Raw genomic sequence first — 18,545 nt, 5'->3', positions numbered from 1 at the left:
GTGGATCTGGAACTAGACGAAGAGACCCTGGCGTTTGCGGCCGAGGTGCGGGACTTCTTGTCGGCCAACGCCGATTCGATCCCGACGAAGTCCTACGACAACGCCGAGGGCTTCGCCCAGCACCGGCAGTGGGACCGAGTCCTGTTCGACGCCGGGCTGTCGGTGATCACCTGGCCCAAGAAATACGGGGGCCGCGACGCGCCACTGCTGCACTGGGTGGTGTTCGAAGAGGAGTACTTCCGCGCCGGCGCCCCGGGACGCGCCAGCGCCAACGGCACCTCGATGCTGGCGCCGACGCTGTTCGCCCACGGCACCGAAGAGCAGCTGGACCGCATCCTGCCGAAAATGGCCAGCGGCGAACAGATCTGGGCGCAGGCGTGGTCCGAGCCGGAATCCGGCAGCGACCTGGCCTCGCTGCGATCCACCGCGACCAAAACCGACGGCGGCTGGCTGCTGAACGGGCAGAAGATCTGGAGTTCCCGCGCGCCGTTCGCGGAAATGGGCTTCGGGCTGTTCCGGTCGGACCCGACGGCCGAGCGGCACAACGGCCTGACGTACTTCATGTTCGACCTGAAGACCAAGGGCGTCACCGTGCGACCCATCGTCCAGCTGGGCGGCGACACCGGCTTCGGCGAGATCTTCCTCGATGACGTGTTCGTCCCCGACCACGACGTCATCGGCACCCCGAACGAGGGCTGGCGGGCGGCCATGAGCACCTCGAGCAACGAACGCGGCATGTCCCTGCGCAGCCCGGCCCGCTTCCTGGCGACCGCCGAGCGGCTGGTGCAGCTCTGGAAGGACAGCGGCTCTCCCCCGGCCTTCGTCGACCGCGTCGCCGATGGCTGGATCAAGGCACAGGCCTACCGGCTGCAAACCTTCGGCACGGTGACCAGGCTGGCCGACGGCGGTGAGCTGGGCGCCGAATCATCGGTGACCAAGGTGTTCTGGTCGGACCTCGACGTGGAGCTGCACCAGACCGCACTCGACGTGCTCGCCGCCGACGGCGAGCTCGCCGGCAATTGGACCGATGGCCTGCTGTTCGCGCTGGGCGGCCCGATCTACGCCGGCACCAACGAGATTCAGCGCAACATCATCTCGGAGCGGCTGCTGGGCCTGCCCCGCGAGAAGTCCGGGGGCAAGAAGTGAAATTTGCGCTAGACGAACAGCAGCGCGACTTCGCGGCCAGCATCGACGCCGCCCTGGGCGCGGCCGACCTGCCCGGCGTGATCCGCGCGTGGTCGGCGGGCGATACCGCGCCCGGCCGCAAGGTGTGGGGCCAGCTGGCCGACCTGGGTGTCACCGCGCTGGCGGTCCCCGAGAAGTTCGACGGCATCGAGGCGCATCCGGTCGACCTGGTGGTCGCACTCGAACGCCTGGGACGGTGGTGTGTACCCGGGCCGGTGGCCGAATCCATCGCCGTGGCACCGGTTTTGCTCGCCTCCGACGATCAGGCCGAGCGCTGCGCCGCCCTGGCCTCCGGTGAGCTGATGGTCACCGTCGCGCTGCCGCCGCAGACGCCGCGCGCGGTGGACGCCGTCACGGCCGGTCTGGTGCTGGTGGCAACCGACGAGGGCGTCGCCGAAGCGACGCCGGGTGACCGGCACGAGTCGGTCGACCCGAGCCGGCCCCTCTACGACGTGACCCCAGCCGGCCGGGCCTGGCAGGCGGATCTTCGGCGCGCCTACGAGTTCGGGGCGCTGGCCACCGCCGCACAGCTGGTCGGCGCGGCCGAGGCGCTGCTGCGCGATACCGTCGACTACGCCAAGCAGCGGTCGCAATTCGGCCGGGTGATCGGTTCCTATCAGGCGATCAAGCACAAGCTCGCCGACGTGCACATCGCGATCGAGCTGGCCCGCCCGCTGCTGTATGGCGCGGCCTTATCACTCGAGCCCCGCGACGTCAGCGCGGCCAAGGCGGCGGCGGCCGAGGCGGGCCTGCTGGCCGCGCGGTCGGCGCTGCAGACCCACGGCGCGATCGGGTTCACCCAGGAACACGACCTGTCGCTTTGGTTGCTGCGGGTGCAAGCATTGCGTTCGGCCTGGGGTACGCCCGAGGCGCATCGGCGGCGAGTGCTGGAGGCGCTATAACCATGACTCGCGGCGCGACGATGCAGAGTGTAGCGATGTGGGGGTACCACCCGCTTGCGGGGGAGAGGAGCGGCGCTCGTGAGTGAAGAACGGGAGATGCTGCGGGAGACCGTCGCGACCCTGGTGGCCAAGCACGCGAACCCGGCGGCGGTGCGCGCGGCGATGGAGTCCGACCGCGGCTACGACGAGTCGCTGTGGCAGCTGCTGTGTGAGCAGGTGGGCGCCGCCGCGCTGGTGATCCCCGAGGAGCTGGGTGGAGCGGGCGGTGAACTGGCCGATGCCGCAACGGTTTTGCAGGAGCTGGGCCGGGCGCTGGTGCCCTCCCCCCTGCTGGGCACGACGCTGGCTGAGCTGGCCCTGCTGGCCGCGCCCGAACCCGACGCCGAGACGCTGGGCGGCCTCGCCGAGGGCACCTCGATCGGCGCGCTGGTGCTCGACGCCGACTATGTGGTCAACGGCGATATCGCCGACGTCGTAGTCGCCGTCGACGACGGCCAGTTGAGCCGGTGGACCCGATTCGGCACACAGCCCGTCACCACCATGGACCCGACCCGGCGGCTCGCGCAGCTCAAGGCCGAGGCGACCGAACCGATCGGCGCCGACCCCGGCATCGCCGACAGCGCGGCCATCCTGCTGGCCGCCGAGCAGATCGGCGCCGCCGAACGCTGCCTGGAGCTCACCGTCGAATACGCCAAGAACAGAGTGCAATTCGGCCGTCCGATCGGCAGTTTCCAGGCCCTCAAACACCGGATGGCCGATCTGTACGTCGCGATCGCCGCGGCGAAGGTCGTCGTTGCGGACGCTTGCAACGAGCCCACCCCGACCAACGCGGCCACAGCGCGCCTCGCCGCGACCGAGGCGCTGTGCACCGCCGCCGCCGAAGGCATCCAGCTGCACGGCGGGATCGCGATCACCTGGGAACACGACATGCACCTGTATTTCAAACGCGCCCACGGCAGCGCGCATCTGCTCAGCACACCGCAAGAACTGCTCGCACGACTGGAAGCCGAGGTGCTCGAGACGTCGTGAACGACCACGTCGCGCTGCGCGCCGCCATCCCGCCCTTCTATGTGATGGACGTGTGGCTGGCCGCGGCCGAGCGCCAGCGCAGCCACGGCGACCTGGTGAACCTGTCGGCCGGCCAGCCCAGCGTGGGAGCGCCGGAGCCGGTGCGCGCGGCCGCGGCCTCCGCCTTGCACCTCAACGAGCTCGGTTACACCGTGACGCTGGGAACCCCCGAGCTGCGCGCGGCGATAGCGGCGGATTACCAACGCCAGCACGGGCTTCGGGTCGAACCCGACGACGTGGTGGTCACCACCGGTTCTTCCGGCGGATTCCTGCTCGCGTTTCTGGCGTGCTTCGACGCCGGTGACCGGGTGGCGCTGGCCAGTCCTGGCTACCCGTGCTACCGAAACATTCTGTCCGCGTTGGGATGCGAGGTGGTCGAAATCCCCTGCGGACCGCAGACCCGCTTCCAGCCCACCGTGCAGATGCTCGCCGAACTCGACCCGCCGCCCCACGGCGTGATCGTCGCCAGCCCGGCCAATCCCACCGGAACCGTGATAGCCCCGTCCGAGTTGGCCGCCATCGCGTCGTGGTGCGAGACGTCCGGGGTCCGACTGATCAGCGACGAGGTCTACCACGGCCTGGTCTACGAAGGGGCGCCGCAGACCAGTTGCGCCTGGCAGACATCACGAGACGCCGTGGTGGTCAACAGCTTTTCGAAATACTGGGCGATGACCGGTTGGCGGCTGGGCTGGATGCTGGTGCCACCGGCGCTGCTGCGAGCGGTGGACCGCCTGACCGGCAACTTCACCATCTGCCCGCCGGTGCTGTCGCAACTCGCCGGGGTGGCGGCCTTCACCCCCGAGGCGATCGCCGAAGCCGACAGCAACCTTCACCACTACGCGACCAACCGCACGCTGCTGCTCGATGGGCTGCGCCAGATCGGCATCGACCGCCTCGCGCCCACCGACGGCGCGTTCTACGTGTACGCCGACGTGTCGGACCGCACCAACGACTCGATCGCGTTCTGCTCGAAACTGTTGGACGACACCGGGGTTGCCATCGCGCCGGGGATCGATTTCGACACCACGCACGGCAACTCATTCGTCCGGTTGTCGTTCGCCGGGCCGACCGGCGACATCGAAGAGGCGCTGCGGCGGATCGGCCCCTGGCTTTAGGCGTCCAGGATCTTGTCCAGGCGAGCCTCGAGGGCACCGCGGTCGCCGACGTCGGACACGTTGATGCCGAACCGGCCGATGAGGGTGTCCACCACCGCCGCCGCGTCGTCCAGGCGGATCTTCTCGCTGGCGTCGGCGCGATGGATGGCCAGGTTCCGACCGGCCAGGTTCAGTCGGGCGTCGTCGGTGACGCGCGCGGCCGTCAGACCGGTGACGAAGTGCGACGAGGGATGCGTCGAGACGAACCAGCTGCCCACTTGCAGGTCGACGTCCGGCGCGGTCCGGGAGCTGAACTCGTAGAGCGGTTGCCACTCGCCGCGGACCTGGGCCTGCAAGACCAGGCCGTCGCCGCGGTCCTCCAGCCGGTAGGGCTCGTGCGTCGTCTGCTGCACGCTGCCGGTCTCGATGCGCAGTGGCGAGGTGGGTGTCTGGCCACCGAAGCCCACGTCGACGAGGTACGAAGCGTGGGAGCCGGGGAACGTCACCGCCAACACGGTGTGCGTCTGCGGCGGTGACGGCGCGTCGAGCGGCCGCATCCACACCACCCGGCCGGCCAGGCGCCGCACGCGGAAGCCCAGCTCGGTCAGCACGTAGCCCATCAAGCCGTTCTGCTCGTAGCAGTAGCCACCCCGGCCCCGCCGAACCAGCTTGCCGGCGAGGGCGCCCGGGCTCAGGTCGTCGACGGGCACACCCAGCAGCGGATCGAGGTTTTCGAATGGAATCGCTTTGGTGTGCGCGCTCACCAAGGCCCGCAATACGTCGAGGTTGGGCGCCGCGGCGCCGCCATAACCGATGCGATCGAAGTACTCGCCCAGCTCCAGCGTCATACGGCCATTCTGCTGCCAACGCCATCGGCAGGCGTGCGACGGCGGGTAGCGGGTATGCCGTCCCTAGCCCCAAGCCTTGGTCCGAAGGAGGAACCCGTGCCCGACGTCGACCTCTATCTCGATCCCGTCTGTCCTTTCTCCTGGGTGACAGCGCGCTGGCTGCGTGACGCCGCACAATCCACGCACACACCGGTCGCCCTGCGGCAGATGAGCCTGGCGGTGCTCAACGAGGGCCAGGACAAGGACGCCAAACAGCAACGCATGATGGAGCGGTCGACACGGCTGGGACGCCTGTTCGCCGCGGCCGTCGCCGAGCGAGGACCGGACGCGTTTGCGGGCCTCTACGACTCGATCGGTCGCCGGATCCATGTGCGGCAGGAGGACCTCACCGCAGCAGGAATCCGGGAAGCCCTCGCCGCGAACGGCCTCGAGGAGAGGCTTGCCGAAGCCCTCGACGACAGCGGCTTCGACGACGCGGTCAAGCGGGCGCACCAAGCCAGCCAAGACGCCTTGGGCGACGAGGCCGGCAGCCCGATCATCGCGATCGACGGCCACGCGTTCTCCGGCCCCGTCCTGACCCGAACACCGAACACGCAGGACGGTATTCGCTTGCTGGAGGCCGTGCTCACCATCGCCGGCGTTCCGGAATTCGCAGAGCTGCAACGGCCCCATCAGGGCCCGCCGACCATCGAAGCCTGAGCGCGACCGACGCGCGTCGTCGGCTAACTCTCCCGGCCCCGGCCCGCGGCCGGGTGAACTAAGGTTGCCGAAAGAGGCACCGGCGAGGTGCTGAGCGTTTAACCTTGAGCTCGCCTATTACATATTTCGCGGAGGGTTGAGCGCCAGCAAATGCCTGAAGAGCCCCATTCCGACAATGTCGCACCGGTACCGAGCGGCATCACCGCGGAGCTGGCGGCCGCGGGGTTCGAGGATGCGCGCCAGGTAGCCCGCGGCGGAGCGGGGGTCATCTACTGCTGCTATGAGACCGCGCTCGGGCGAAGCGTCGCGGTGAAGGTGCTGCCATCCCACATCGACGACGACAGCAGAGAACGGTTCCTGCGCGAGGGCTACGCGATGGGCGGGCTATCCGGCCATCCGAACATCGTCAACATCCTGCGGGTCGGCGTGACCCCGAGCGGCAAGCCCTACATCGTGATGCCCTATCACTCGGCGGACTCGCTGGCGGTCCGGCTGCGCCGGGAAGGGCCGGTCGCCTGGCCCGAGGCGTTGCACATCGGCGTAAAGCTCTGCGGCGCACTGGAAACCGCGCACCGGACCGGGACCTTGCACCGGGATATCAAGCCGGCCAACATCCTCGTCAATGACTACGGCGAGCCGCAACTGAGCGATTTCGGCATCGCCCACATCGAAGGCGGGTATGAGACCGCGACCGGGTTCTTCTCCGGGACGATCGATTTCACCGCGCCGGAGGTCATGACGGGCAACCCGGCGACGATCGCGTCCGACATGTATTCGCTTGGGGCCACGCTGTATGCGCTCATCGCGGGCAACGCCGCGCACGAGCGCAAGAAGGGCGAGGACCTGATCGCGCAGTATCTGCGCATCAGCACCGCCGGGATCCCGGACATGCGGCCCGACGGCATCCCGGACGCGGTGTGCACGGCGATCGAGAGGGCGATGTCGATCGACCCCGCCGAGCGGCCCGCCTCGGCCGAGGAGTTCGGCCGCGAGCTACAGGCCGCCCAGCGCCGCAACGGGCTGAAACCCGACGCGATGGCCATCACCGGACGGCCCTCGGCCGTGGCGGCGGATGCCCCATATGCCGCGCCCGTCCCGCCCGGCGGCCACAGCGAGGTGGCGCACCCGCCCCTCCCCAACACGTCGAGCATGCCCGCACCGACGCGTGGGCCGAGAGGGCACGACGACCCGACCTCCGCGATCAGCGCCCCGCTCGGGCACGAACATGCGCTGGAAACGGCGGCCCTTCCGCAGTCGGCACCCGCTGAGCTGGCGAGCTTGCTGCGTGGCGGACAGGGGTCGGCGACGCAACCAAAGGTGCGGCCACCCAACGCTGCCCCGCCGTCGGGCCGAAACGGCGGCGCCCAGGGCCCGCCGCGCGGTCCCACGGACCGGGCCGCCGCGTGGTTCGCGGAGCCCGGGAAGAAGCGGAACCGCATCGCGCTGGTGGCCGGAGCGGTCGCCGCGGTCGTGCTGTTGGTCATCGGCGGCGTCATTTTCGCGCTTTCGCCGGACAACAACGCCGGGTCCAAAGGGACGTCGGGCCAGCCGACCGCGCAGCCGCCCATGCAATGGAAACCGATCACCAACGCGCGCATTTCGCGGGACGCGGCGGCCACCACGCAGGCCGACGGCACCATCTGGATCTTCGGCGGCATCCGCAGCGACGGTGGCCTGACCGGACTGCAGGAGGGCTACGACCCTGTCATCGACAGCTGGAAGGTCGGCGACGACCTGCCGGTCCCCGTTGCGCACGCGATGGCGGTCACCTGGCAGGGCAACCCGGTGGTGCTCGGCGGCTGGAAGTCCGAGGGCGGCAAAAACGTTGCGAGCGACCAGGTTTGGCGGATCATCAACAGCCGCTGGGTCGAGCTTCCGCACCTGTTGCAGCCCCGGGCGGCCGCGGCGGCGGCCGTGGTCGGCGACCGGCTGGTCGTCACGGGCGGCGTCGACGCAAGCGGCGCGCTGCTGAACACGACCGAGGTGTTCGATGGCAACGCCTGGACCCTCGGCGCGCCCATCCCGACGCCGCGTCAGATGCTGGCCGCGGCCTCGGACGGGAAGCTGGTGTACACCGTGGGCGGTGCCAGCGGCTCCACGGATCTGGCGACGGTCGAGGCGTACGACCCGGCCGCGAAGACGTGGACGCCGTTGCCCGCGCTGAGCCAGCCGCGCAGCGACCTCGGCGCGGCGATCGTCGACGGGCGCCTGGTCGCGGTCGGCGGCGTTTCGGCCGGACGACTTCTCAAGAGCGTCGCCGCCTTCGACCTGATGACAAAGGCGTGGTCCGCCTTGCCCGACATGACGACCGCGCGGCACGGCATGGCCGTCGACGCGGTGGAGAAGTCCGTGTACGCGATCGGCGGGTCGACCGCCGTCGGCGACGGCCAGCTGACGTCGTCGGCCGAAGCGCTGAAGCTGCCGGCCCGCCGGATCCAGCCGGCGTCGCAGTGGCGGTCACTGCCGGACGCGCCGACGCCCCGGCTGATGACGGCATGGGCCGTGGTCAACGACAAGATCTGGATCGTCGGCGGCCTGCGGAACGGCGTCGCACTGCAGACCGTGGAGAGCTACGACCCGCACACCGGCGCCTGGGAGACCGGGCCGCCCCTGCCCATCCCGCTGCATCACGCGGCGGCGGCGGCCTACCGCGGCGAGGTGGTGGTGCTCGGCGGTGCCAGCGATCAGCTGGCCAACGCATCCGACAAGGTGTTCGCGCTGCGCGGCGGCTCTTGGGTTGAGCTTCCGCATCTGACGCACGCGCGTGCGGCGCCGGCCGCGGCGGTGGTGGGCGACAAGCTCGTCGCGGTGGGTGGCCAGAACGCCAAACAGGTTGTTCCGCAGACCGAGGTCTTCGACGGCAGTTCGTGGAACGACGCCGCCGACATGCCGACACCGCGCGAACATCTGGCCGCGGTGTCGGACGGCACCTACGTGTACGCGATCGGCGGTAGGTTCCTTTCCGCCGACAAGAACTCCGCGGCGAACGAGCGGTTCGATCCGCAATCGGGCAACTGGACCAAGCTGGTGGGCATGCCGACCCCGCGCGGGAGCTACGGCGCGACCTACATCGACAGCCGCATCGTGGTCGTCGGCGGCGAGGAACCGACGATGGTGCTGAACGTCGTCGAGATGTACGACATCGCCGACGCGAAGTGGAGCACCCTGCCGCCGATGCCGACCGCACGCCACGCCGAGGTGGTGGCGACGGTCGGGAACACCGTCTACTGCATCGGCGGCGCGAACCGGCCGACCCACGAGGGCCCGATCGCGACCGTGGAGGCGCTGGACTTCATGTAGGGCCTGCCCCGTGAGCGCGCGACGATGAATCGGCGACGGGTTGTCGACTGGCTGTATGCCGCCAAGCGGTGGATGTATCGCGGTGGGAGACCGGGATTTCCGGCCAGAGTGATGAATCGGCTTTCCGCGCTGCAGTATTCAGCGGGTGTCCTGTCCCCGGCGCGGGCGATGACGCTCGAGGTGCTGGGACGGCGGTCCGGACGAGTGGTCTCGGTCCCCGTGGTCGTGGTCGGTCACGATGGCGAGCGCTACCTGGTATCGATGCTGGGCGATGACGCGAACTGGGTGCGCAATGTTCGCGCGGCGGGCGGGCGTGCGGTCATGCGCCGCAGGCACGCCGTGCCCGTGCACCTGCTCGAGGTCGCCACCGACGACCGCGCACCCATCTTGCGCCGCTACGTCGAGGTGGCGCCCGGAGCGCGCCCACACATTCCACTTTGCAGCGACGCTCCGCTGACGGAATTCGAGCGAATCGCCGCCCACTACCCGGTCTTCCGGATCACCCCCGACGATCCGCCTCGTCCGCGAGGAAACGGGCGCGCCGGTAGGCACTGAGGAACAGCACCGCAAGACCCAACTGGACGGCCAGCATGGGCGCCATAAAGCCGACCCGAACCAGCCCGCTGCTGATCGCATAACCCCCCGCGGCCGCGAGCCCCACGAGCACCGGGCACACCGTGAGCAGCAATACCCCTCGCCGGTCGACAGGTGCACGACCGGCCCACACGAGCAGCGCCGTCCATCCAGCCATCAATGCCGCACACAGCGCGGCAGCGTAGCGGTAATCGGGTGCCGGGGTGAACCCGTGGAGACCCAACATCGCGGCGGCCACGCGCGGCACCAGCAGTGGCACCACCATCACGGCATCCACCACGGCTCCGGCCCAGTACGCGAAACGCAGCGTGTCACAGCGACCTGCCATCGACCTCACCTGCCAGTAGCCCTCGGCTTACGCGGTCTCATGATTTCGGCGTCCGCGGCGACCGGGTAGAGGCCAAGGTCACCTGGCCAGAGTCGCCGATCCCGCCCCATTGTTTTACTTGCGCCAGATACGGGGATTCCACTACGAGCCGGCGCCTCGCGCCAGGCGAAAACCGACCTGATGGGAGCCCATGATGAATAGCACCGCTATCTGGATCGTGGTCGCCGCCGCGGCGGTCTTGGTGATTCTCGTTGTCGTCGTCGCACTGAGCAGAATGCGGCGCCGCCGACGGCAGCGCCAGGCCGAAGAGATCCGCGAGCAGGCCAAGCTGGAGACGGCAAAGGTCGAGCGGCGCGAAGCCCTTGCCCAGGAAACGGCCGCCAAGGCCCGCGCCGCCCAGGCCGAGGCGGAGGCCAAAGCGGCCGAAGCCGCCCGGCTGCAGGAGCGAGCGGCCAACCATCAGAGCGAGGTCGCGGCGTCGCGCGAACAACTGCAGGAGCAGTTCAAGCGCGCCGATGAACTGCACCCGGAGGCCGCCGCGAAGCCAGCGGGTGAGCACGACGATCCCAACGCGGTGCGGTCCTCGGAGTCGCACGAGCCGACGACCGACGCCGAGACCGTCGGGCACGACACCTACCGCGGGACGCCCGGCTGAGCTCTAGAGCCAGGTGTCCTGGGTGGTGGCGGTGAGGAACGCTTCGAGGTCGTCGCGCCACTGGGCCGGTGTGGTCTTGTCCGGTTCGATCCCGGTGTATTCGCCGCGATAGAACAACAGCGGGCGCGGCTTGATCTTGGGTGCCTCCGACAGCGACTGGACCGCGCCGAACACGACGAAGTGGTCGCCGCCATCGTGCACCGACGCCACCGTGCAGTCGATGTAGGCCAGCGACCCGTCAATGACTGGTGAGCCGAGTTCGGAAGCGTGCCAGTCGATTCCGGCGAACTTGTCGGGCTCCTTCGATCCGAATCGCGCTGAAACGTGCTTCTGCTTCTCGGTCAGCACGTTGACGCAGAACCGGCCGCTGGCCTCGATGGCCTGCCAGGATCGCGACACCTTGGTGGGGCAGAACAACACCAACGGCGGGTCCAGCGACAGCGCCGCGAACGATTGGCAGGCGAAGCCGATAGGGACGTCGTCGTGCACCGTGGTGATGATGGTGATGCCGGTGCAGAACTGACCCAGCACCTGCCGGAAGGACCGCGGATCGATCGGCGCAGACATGACTATCCGCGGGCGCCGACCGTGAAGTCGTGGCCCCACAGGCTGACGGCCGTGCTCTCCCGGGCGACCCAATCGTTATCCTCGACTTGCCTTCCCTCGCAGCCGAATTCGATGTCGAAGCCGCCGGGTGTCTTCATGTAGAAGGACAGCATCAGGTCGTTGACGTGCCGGCCAAGCGTGGCCGACATGGGTACCTTGCGGCGCAACGCCCGGTCCAGGCAGAGCCCGACGTCGTCGGAGTTCTCGACCTCCATCATCAGGTGCACGATGCCGCTCGGCGTCGGCAGCGGCAGGAAGGCCAGGCTGTGGTGACGCGGGTTGCAACCGAAGAACCGCAGCCACGCGGGCGCACCGTCGGCCGGCCGGCCGACCAATTGCGGCGGCATCCGCATGGAGTCGCGCAGCTTGAAGCCGAGCACGTCACGGTAGAAGTGCAGGGCCTCGTCGTCATCGCGGGTGGACAACACCACGTGGCCCAAGCCCTGCTCGCTGGTGACGAACTTGTGCCCGTACGGGCTGACCACGCGGCGGTGCTCCAGCGCGACGCCGTGGAAGACCTCCAGGCAGTTGCCGGACGGGTCGGCGAACCGGATCATCTCGACGACGCGGCGATCCGCCAGCTCGGCGGCGGTGGCCTCCTTGTAGGGCACGCCCTCGACGTCGAGCCGGTTCCGGATCTCTTGCAGCCCTTCGGCATTAGCGCATTCCCAGCCGGCCTCCATGAGGTGGTCGCGCTCGCCGGGCACGATCACCAACCGGGCCGGGAAATCGTCCATGCGCAGGTAGAGCGCGCCCTCTTCTGCGCCGCTGCCCTCGACCATGCCGAGTACCTTCAGGCCGTACTCACGCCAGGCCGCCATGTCGGTGGCCTCGATGCGTAGATAGCCCAGCGATCGGATGCTCATCACGCACCTCCCAGGAAATCAACGGTCAACTTGTTGAACTCGTCGAACTTCTCCACCTGCGCCCAATGTCCACACTGCCCGAAAACGTGGAGCTGCGCACGCGGAATGGTCTTCAGTGCGACCAGCGCACCGTCGAGCGGGTTCACCCGGTCCTCACGACCCCAGATCAACAGCACGGGCTGGCGCAGCCGGTGCACCTCGCGCCACATCATCCCGAGCTCGAAGTCGGCCCCCGCGAACGACATTCCCATGGCCCGGGTCGCCGTCAGTGATTCCGGCGTGCTGGCCAGCGCGAACCGCTCGTCGATCAGCTCCGGCGTGATGAGCTTCTGGTCATAGACCATGACCCGCAGGAACGCCTCGAGATTTTCCCGAGTGGGTTCGACGGAGAACTTCCCCAGCCGCTTGACGCCCTCGGTCGGATCCGGGGCGAACAGGTTGATACTCAGCCCGCCGGGCCCCATCAACACCAGTCGGCCGGCCCGATCGGGATAGTCGAGGGCGAACCGCACGGCGGTGCCCCCGCCCAGCGAATTCCCCACCAGCGGAACGCGTCCCAGCCCGAGCTGGTCGAATAGCCCCTTGAGCGCCCGCGCGGCGTAGTGGTTGAACTGGCCGTGCTCGGCGCGCTTGTCCGAAAGCCCGTAGCCGGGCTGATCGACGGCCAGCACATGGAACCGCTGCGCCAGCACTGGAATGTTGCGCGAGAAGTTCGTCCAGCTCGCAGCGCCGGGACCGCCGCCGTGCAGCAGCACCACCGTCTGGTCGTTGCCGACCCCGGCCTCGTGGTAGTGCAGCTTCAGCGGTCCGTCGACATCGACATCGACAAAGCGCGAGGTGGACTCGAACGTCAGCTCTTCGGTAGCCGTCATTCAGCGCCGCTCCTCCTCATCGCTTCGCTCTGCATGGTCGCCGGCGCGCACGGCTAGACCATCGTGTCGCCCGGCGGCAACCCGAACTCGTTGTTCCCGAAGATCTGGTAAGCCCGCTCGGGATCGTTGGCGGCGTGCACCCGGCCGGCGTGCGCGTCGCGCCAGAACCGTTGCACCGGTTGGTCGTTGCCCAGGGCGGTGGCGCCGGAAGCCTCGAACAGCCGGTCGATGGAAGCGATCGCACGTCCGGTCGCCCGCACCTGGTCGCGGCGGGCGCGGGCGCGCAGCTCGAACGGGATCTCCTTGCCCGCGGACAACAACGCGTACTCGTCGGCGACGTTGCCGCTCAACTGGCGCCAGGCCGCGTCGATGTCGCTGGCCGCCTCGGCGATGCGCACCTTGGCGAACGGATCGTCCTTGGCCTTCTCCCCGGCGAACGCCGCGCGCACCCGCTTGCCCTGGTGCTCCACGTGCGCGTCGTACGCGCCGTAGGCCATGCCGACGATCGGCGCGGAGATGGTGGTGGGGTGCATTGTGCCCCAAGGCATTTTGTAAACGGGGGCGGTGTTCGTCTGGTACCCGCCGGCAGTGCCGTCGTTCATCGCCTTGTAGGACAGGAACCGGTGCCGGGGCACGAAGACGTCCTTGACGACCACCGTGTTGCTGCCGGTGCCGCGCAAGCCGACGACATGCCACACGTCGTCGATGCGGTACTCGCTGCGCGGGATCAGGAAGCTGCCGAAGTCGACCGGACGGCCGTCCTTGATCACCGGACCGCCGAGGAAGGCCCACGTGGCGTGGTCACATCCCGACGACCAGTTCCAGGAACCGTTGACCAGATATCCGCCGTCGGTCACCACGCCCGCGCCCATCGGCGCGTACGACGACGAGACCCGCACGTTCGGGTCGTCGCCCCAGACTTCGTCCTGGGCCTGCTGGTCGAACAGCGCCAGGTGCCAGTTGTGCACGCCGATGATGGAGCTCACCCAGCCGGTGGAGCCGCACGCGCTGGCCAGCCGCCGCACCGCCTCGTAGAACAGGGCGGGATCGCATTGCAGTCCACCCCACTGTTCGGGCTGGAGCAGGGTGAAGAAGCCGACGTCCTGCAGATCCTGAACGGTCTCGTCGGGCAGCCGCCGCAAATCCTCCGTCGCCTGAGCGCGCTCCCGAATCCGGGGCAGCAGATCATCGATGCCAGCCAAAACCGACTGCGCGTCGCGTTGTTGAATGGACGTCACTAGGTTTGCCTCCTGGGCCAAACTTACTCAGCGGACTTACACCAGAGACTAGAACACGTTCCGATTTGTGTCGAGCAGGGTATTCCTGCGGCTGGTAGCGATACGAATCCGCTTTTCTGTAACATGTTCTAGTTGTAACGAGAGGGAGGATTGGGTCTTGGCCGAGGCCAATCTCGACGAGCCGCTCGGCGACCACGTCCTTGAACTGCAGATCGCCGAGGTCGTCGCCGAAACGGATGACGCGCGGTCGCTGGTGTTCGCGGTGCCCGACGAGCCGGGCGATCCCGACATCCCGCCCGAGCGGCTGCGCTACGCACCGGGCCAGTTCTTGACGTTGCGCGTTCCCAGCGAGCGCACCGGATCGGTGGCCCGCTGCTACTCGCTGTGCAGTTCGCCGTTCACCGACGACGCGCTGACCGTCACCATCAAACGGACCGCCGACGGATACGCGTCGAACTGGCTGTGCGAGCACGCGCGGGCGGGCATGCGGATCCACGTGCTGGCGCCGTCGGGCAACTTCGTGCCCAAGACGCTCGACGACGACTTCCTGTTGATGGCCGCCGGCAGCGGGATCACCCCGATCATGTCGATCTGCAAGTCGGCCCTCGCCGAGGGCAGCGGCCAGGTGACGCTGCTCTACGCCAATCGCGATGACCGGTCGGTGATCTTCTCCGACGCGCTGCGCGAGCTGTCGGCCAAATATCCCGACCGGCTCACGGTGGTGCACTGGCTGGAATCGGTGCAGGGCATGCCGAGCGTGACCGCGCTGGCGAAGCTCGCCGCCCCCTATACCGATCGCCCCGTGTACATCTGCGGGCCCGGCCCTTTCATGGATGCCGCCCGCGAAGCGCTGGAATCACTGAAAGTGCCTGCGCAGCAAGTACATATCGAGGTGTTCAAGTCGCTGGACTCCGACCCGTTCGCGGCGGTGAAGATCGACGACACCGCCCCGGGCGACCAGCCGCCGGCCACCGCCGTGGTGCAGCTGGACGGTGAAACGCACACCGTGTCGTGGCCGCGCAACGCCAAGCTGCTCGACGTGTTGCTCGCGAAAGGTTTGGATGCGCCGTTCTCCTGCCGCGAGGGCCACTGCGGCGCGTGCGCGTGCACCTTGCGCAGCGGCAAGGTGAGCATGGAGGTCAACGACGTGCTCGAGCAGCAGGACCTCGACGACGGCCTGATTCTGGCCTGTCAATCTCACCCGGAATCTGATTCGGTAGAAGTCACCTACGACGAGTAGTGGCGGGGTTAGGTTCACCGCTAGGGTTGGCGAACCGAGAGGGGAACAGCATGAAGCGGCTGATAACCGGGTTTGCGGTGGTCGGATCGGCGCTGACGTTCCTGCCGGGCCCGGTCGCCGGCGCGGCCAGCAACACCGCGACCACATTGTTCCCGCTGGACGGCCCCAACCAGCTGGAGACGCGCACCATCCTGAATTGCTTCAAGTCCGACGGCCACTGCGACTTCACCGCCGGCGCGGACATGCTGACGCCCGACGGGGTGACCGGCTTCCCGTCCGGCCTGTGGGCCCGCCAGACCACGGAGATCCGATCGTCGAACCGGCTGGCCTACCTGGACGCGCACGCCACCGGTGAGCACGAGCGGGTGATGAAGTCGATGGGGTCCGACGAGATCACCACCGTCTACTTCGGTGAGGGCCCGCCGGACAAGTACCAGACGACCGGCCGCATCGACTCCACCGATTGGCAGACGGGTCAGCCCAAGACCGACAACAACGTCATCGTCTGCACCCACATCCAGGTGGTCTACCCCGGGGTCAACATCACCTCCCCCAGCACCTGCGCCCAGACCACGTTTTCCTAGAGCCGCTTATAGCGCGTCAGCGAGGTAGCCCGAGGAGCCGCTCGGCGGCCACGGTGAGCAGGATCTGCTCGGTGCCGCCGGCGATGGTGAGGCAGCGGGTATTGAGGAAGTCGTACACCGCGTGATTGCGGACCAGCCCGCCGCCCTCGGAAACGTCCATCATGTACTCGGCCAGCGCCTGCCGGTAGCGCACCCCGATGAGCTTGCGGACGCTGGACTGCGCCCCCGGGTCCTGCCCGCCCACGGCGAGCTGGGCGATCCGCTGGTCCAGCAGCGCGCCGGTTTGGGCGATGACGATCAACCGGCCGAGCCGATCCTGCTGCGCGGCATCGAGATCCAGCTCCGCCAGCACCTTGAGCAGTTCCTCCATCGGGTTGCCCAGCGCGGTGCCGGTGGCCATCGCGATGCGTTCGTTGGCCAGCGTGGTCCGGGCCAGCCGCCAGCCGTCGTTCACCTCGCCGACCACCATCTCATCGGGGACGAACACGTTGTCCAGGAAGACCTCGTTGAACAATGAGTCACCGGTGATCTCCCGCAGCGGGCGGATCTCGATGCCCGGTGACTTCATGTCCACCAGGAAGTAGGTGATGCCCTTGTGCTTCGGCGCGTCGGGGTCGGTGCGCGCCAGGCAGACGCCCCACCGCGCCTTGTGCGCCGCCGACGTCCACACCTTCTGCCCGGTGAGCAACCAGCCACCCTCGCTGCGCGCCGCCTTGGTGCGCAGCGATGCCAGGTCAGAGCCGGCTCCCGGCTCGGAAAACAGTTGGCACCAAAGGAATTCACCGCGCAGGGTGCCCGGCACGAAGCGCTCGATCTGCGCCGGCGTGCCGTGCTCGAGGATGGTCGGCGCCGCCCACCAGCCGATCACCAGGTCGGGCCGCACCACGCCGGCCGCCGCCAGCTCCTGATCGATCAGCAACTGCTCGGCCGGCGACGCGCCACGCCCGTGCGGCGCCGGCCAGTGCGGAGCCTGCAGCCCGGCCTCGGCGAGCGCCGCCTGCCGCTTCCCTTCGGGCAGCGCGGCGATTTCCGCGATGGCGGCGGCGATCTGCGCACGCTGACCCTCGACGTCGGTGAGGTCGATCCCCAGGCGCCGCCGCACACCGCCCTGCGTCAGTGCGGTGACGCGGCGCAACCAGCGCTCGGCGCCCCCGAGGAAGCTGCCGATGGCGTGCGCCCGCCTCAGGTACAGGTGCGCGTCGTGTTCCCAGGTGCAGCCGATGCCGCCGAGCACCTGGATGCAGTCCTTGACGTTGGCCTTCGCGGCGGCGATGCCGATGCTCGCCGCCAAAGCGGCCGCAATAGAAAGCTGGTCAGCATCGCTATCCGCTGCGGCGCGGGCGGCGTCGGCGGCCGCCACCTCCGCCTGCTCGGCGCGACACAGCATCTCCGCGCACAAATGCTTGACGGCCTGGAAACTGCCGATCGGCTTGCCGAACTGCTCGCGGACCTTGGCGTAGTCGACGGCGGTGTCCAGCGACCACCGAGTCAAGCCCGCCGCCTCGGCCGCCAGCACGGTCGCCGCCAGCTCCTCGACGCGCCGGGGCGACGCCGTGATCTTGGTCGCCGGCGCCGACGTCAGCACCACCCGGGCCAACGGCCGGGAGAAGTCGGTGGCGTCCAGCATCTCGATCTGCACGCCGTCGCTCTCGGAGTCGACCAGCAGCCAGGTCCCGCCGGCCGGCAGCAACAGGACGCCGCCGCCGGCGGCACCCAACACCAATGGCAGCACGCCCGATACCCGCGAGGTTTCGCTGTCGAACTGCGCATCCCCGTCCAGCGCCAGCCCGGCGAAGCGTTCGCCGGCGGCCAGCTGCGCCAGCAGTTCGGGGTCGGAGACGACGAGCGTTGCCAGCGCCGTGGTCGCCACCGGCCCGGGCACCAGCGCCTTGGCCGCCTCCTCGACCATCGCGCACAGGTCCTCGACGCTGCCACCCGCGCCGCCGTGCTCCTCCGCGATCGCGACACCGAAAATGCCCAGCTCGGCGAGGCGGGCGAACACCGGACGCCACGCGTCGGCCCCTCCTTTTTCCGAGCCCTGCTCGACCTCGCGAATCGCGGTGGTCCCGCCGGGCCCCGCCGCCGAATTGCGGGCCCAGTCGCGCACCAGCGCACGCGCGGCGAACTGCTCGTCTGTGACGGTCGCTACCACCCTCGGGACCTCCGCGTCCTTCGACTCGACGTGACGTTGGGGCCTACGACCCCTAGCTCTCGATTCTCCTGCGTGTCTCGGGTCGCTGCGCAACCCGCCTCGTCGCAGACTAGAACGTGTTCTAATAGTGCCAGCGATCGACCGTCAAGTCGAACGCCATCACAGCAGCACACGCGGCTGTCCCGGCGGTACGGAGGTGGGAAATTCACACTCAGCATGCGTATCGTTTGCAAGCGAGCCGCCAGGAACAGGAGCAACCCGTCATATGCCAGCCGGTGCCAACTCGCGGGCCAACGCGAGCCGCGCTTCTGACT

General features: G+C 68.7%; 17 protein-coding genes. 10 read left to right on the top strand and 7 right to left on the bottom strand.

What is annotated here, in order from left to right; all coding sequences use genetic code 11:
• The 4 genes from A5758_RS12255 (at position 1) to A5758_RS12240 (ending at position 4,270) form a co-directional block, all read left to right on the top strand.
• Positions 1-1,146 (top strand): acyl-CoA dehydrogenase family protein, encoded by a 1,146-nt coding sequence (locus tag A5758_RS12255; RefSeq protein ID WP_067740167.1) that lies wholly within the window; start codon positions 1-3, stop codon positions 1,144-1,146.
• On the top strand, positions 1,143-2,087 hold the full coding sequence (locus tag A5758_RS12250; RefSeq protein WP_067204327.1) for an acyl-CoA dehydrogenase family protein: 945 nt from the start codon (positions 1,143-1,145) through the stop codon (positions 2,085-2,087). The genes A5758_RS12255 and A5758_RS12250 overlap by 4 nt, the downstream gene beginning before the upstream one ends.
• A gap of 78 nt (positions 2,088-2,165) precedes the next feature.
• On the top strand, positions 2,166-3,116 hold the full coding sequence (locus A5758_RS12245) for an acyl-CoA dehydrogenase family protein (RefSeq protein ID WP_067740165.1): 951 nt from the start codon (positions 2,166-2,168) through the stop codon (positions 3,114-3,116).
• On the top strand, positions 3,113-4,270 hold the full coding sequence (locus A5758_RS12240; RefSeq protein ID WP_067740163.1) for a pyridoxal phosphate-dependent aminotransferase: 1,158 nt from the start codon (positions 3,113-3,115) through the stop codon (positions 4,268-4,270). Before A5758_RS12245 ends, A5758_RS12240 begins: the two co-directional genes overlap by 4 nt.
• Here the strand turns inward: A5758_RS12240 and A5758_RS12235 are convergent.
• On the bottom strand, positions 4,267-5,097 hold the full coding sequence (locus A5758_RS12235) for an arylamine N-acetyltransferase (RefSeq protein ID WP_067204318.1): 831 nt from the start codon (positions 5,095-5,097) through the stop codon (positions 4,267-4,269). The genes A5758_RS12240 and A5758_RS12235 overlap by 4 nt on opposite strands.
• Positions 5,098-5,193: 96 nt before the next feature.
• Here A5758_RS12235 and A5758_RS12230 point away from each other — a divergent pair, with 96 nt between their 5' ends.
• The 3 genes from A5758_RS12230 to A5758_RS12220 all read left to right on the top strand — a co-directional run bounded on the left by A5758_RS12230 (position 5,194) and on the right by A5758_RS12220 (position 9,651).
• Positions 5,194-5,796, top strand: a complete 603-nt coding sequence (locus A5758_RS12230) for a DsbA family protein (protein WP_067740160.1) — start codon at positions 5,194-5,196, stop codon at positions 5,794-5,796.
• 150 nt (positions 5,797-5,946) lie between these two features.
• Complete coding sequence (locus tag A5758_RS12225) at positions 5,947-9,096, top strand: serine/threonine-protein kinase (RefSeq protein WP_067740158.1); 3,150 nt, start codon at positions 5,947-5,949, stop codon at positions 9,094-9,096.
• A gap of 24 nt (positions 9,097-9,120) precedes the next feature.
• Positions 9,121-9,651, top strand: coding sequence for a nitroreductase family deazaflavin-dependent oxidoreductase (locus A5758_RS12220; RefSeq protein WP_067740157.1), 531 nt, complete (start codon positions 9,121-9,123; stop codon positions 9,649-9,651).
• On the opposite strand, the gene A5758_RS12215 is transcribed toward A5758_RS12220, so the two are convergent.
• Complete coding sequence (locus A5758_RS12215; protein WP_067740155.1) at positions 9,596-10,018, bottom strand: hypothetical protein; 423 nt, start codon at positions 10,016-10,018, stop codon at positions 9,596-9,598. The two genes, A5758_RS12220 and A5758_RS12215, sit on opposite strands and share 56 nt — an antisense overlap.
• A 193-nt stretch (positions 10,019-10,211) precedes the next feature.
• On the opposite strand from A5758_RS12215, the gene A5758_RS12210 reads away from it, so the two are divergent.
• Entirely contained in the window at positions 10,212-10,673 is a 462-nt protein-coding gene (locus tag A5758_RS12210; protein ID WP_231987297.1) for a hypothetical protein, read from the top strand.
• Between the two features lie 3 nt (positions 10,674-10,676).
• Here the strand turns inward: A5758_RS12210 and hsaB are convergent, their stop codons facing one another.
• The 4 genes from hsaB to hsaA are packed head-to-tail and all read right to left on the bottom strand — an operon-like array spanning position 10,677 to position 14,255.
• The gene (hsaB, locus tag A5758_RS12205; protein ID WP_067204299.1) at positions 10,677-11,240 is read right to left on the bottom strand and encodes a 3-hydroxy-9,10-secoandrosta-1,3,5(10)-triene-9,17-dione monooxygenase reductase subunit; all 564 of its coding nucleotides are present in this window, start codon (positions 11,238-11,240) and stop codon (positions 10,677-10,679) included.
• Positions 11,241-11,242: 2 nt separating this feature from the next.
• On the bottom strand, positions 11,243-12,145 hold the full coding sequence (gene hsaC, locus A5758_RS12200; protein ID WP_067204295.1) for an iron-dependent extradiol dioxygenase HsaC: 903 nt from the start codon (positions 12,143-12,145) through the stop codon (positions 11,243-11,245).
• Complete coding sequence (gene hsaD, locus A5758_RS12195; RefSeq protein ID WP_067204292.1) at positions 12,145-13,017, bottom strand: 4,5:9,10-diseco-3-hydroxy-5,9,17-trioxoandrosta-1(10),2-diene-4-oate hydrolase; 873 nt, start codon at positions 13,015-13,017, stop codon at positions 12,145-12,147. Before hsaD ends, hsaC begins: the two co-directional genes overlap by 1 nt.
• A gap of 53 nt (positions 13,018-13,070) precedes the next feature.
• Positions 13,071-14,255, bottom strand: coding sequence for a 3-hydroxy-9,10-secoandrosta-1,3,5(10)-triene-9,17-dione monooxygenase oxygenase subunit (hsaA, locus tag A5758_RS12190; RefSeq protein WP_067740150.1), 1,185 nt, complete (start codon positions 14,253-14,255; stop codon positions 13,071-13,073).
• A gap of 157 nt (positions 14,256-14,412) precedes the next feature.
• Between hsaA and A5758_RS12185 the strand changes: the two genes are divergently transcribed.
• Both A5758_RS12185 and A5758_RS12180 read left to right on the top strand, forming a co-directional pair.
• Positions 14,413-15,495, top strand: a complete 1,083-nt coding sequence (locus A5758_RS12185; RefSeq protein ID WP_067204285.1) for a ferredoxin--NADP reductase — start codon at positions 14,413-14,415, stop codon at positions 15,493-15,495.
• 50 nt (positions 15,496-15,545) lie between these two features.
• On the top strand, positions 15,546-16,079 hold the full coding sequence (locus A5758_RS12180) for a hypothetical protein (protein WP_067204282.1): 534 nt from the start codon (positions 15,546-15,548) through the stop codon (positions 16,077-16,079).
• A gap of 16 nt (positions 16,080-16,095) precedes the next feature.
• Here A5758_RS12180 and A5758_RS12175 read toward each other — a convergent pair whose 3' ends face one another.
• A complete protein-coding gene (locus tag A5758_RS12175) occupies positions 16,096-18,231 on the bottom strand; it encodes an acyl-CoA dehydrogenase (RefSeq protein WP_067740148.1) in 2,136 nt (711 codons plus the stop codon).
• Positions 18,232-18,545: the final 314 nt, after the last annotated feature.

Source organism: Mycobacterium sp. 852014-50255_SCH5639931 (assembly GCF_001665605.1).
GTDB lineage: Bacteria > Actinomycetota > Actinomycetes > Mycobacteriales > Mycobacteriaceae > Mycobacterium > Mycobacterium paraffinicum.
This window is presented reverse-complemented; position numbering and strand designations above follow the sequence as displayed.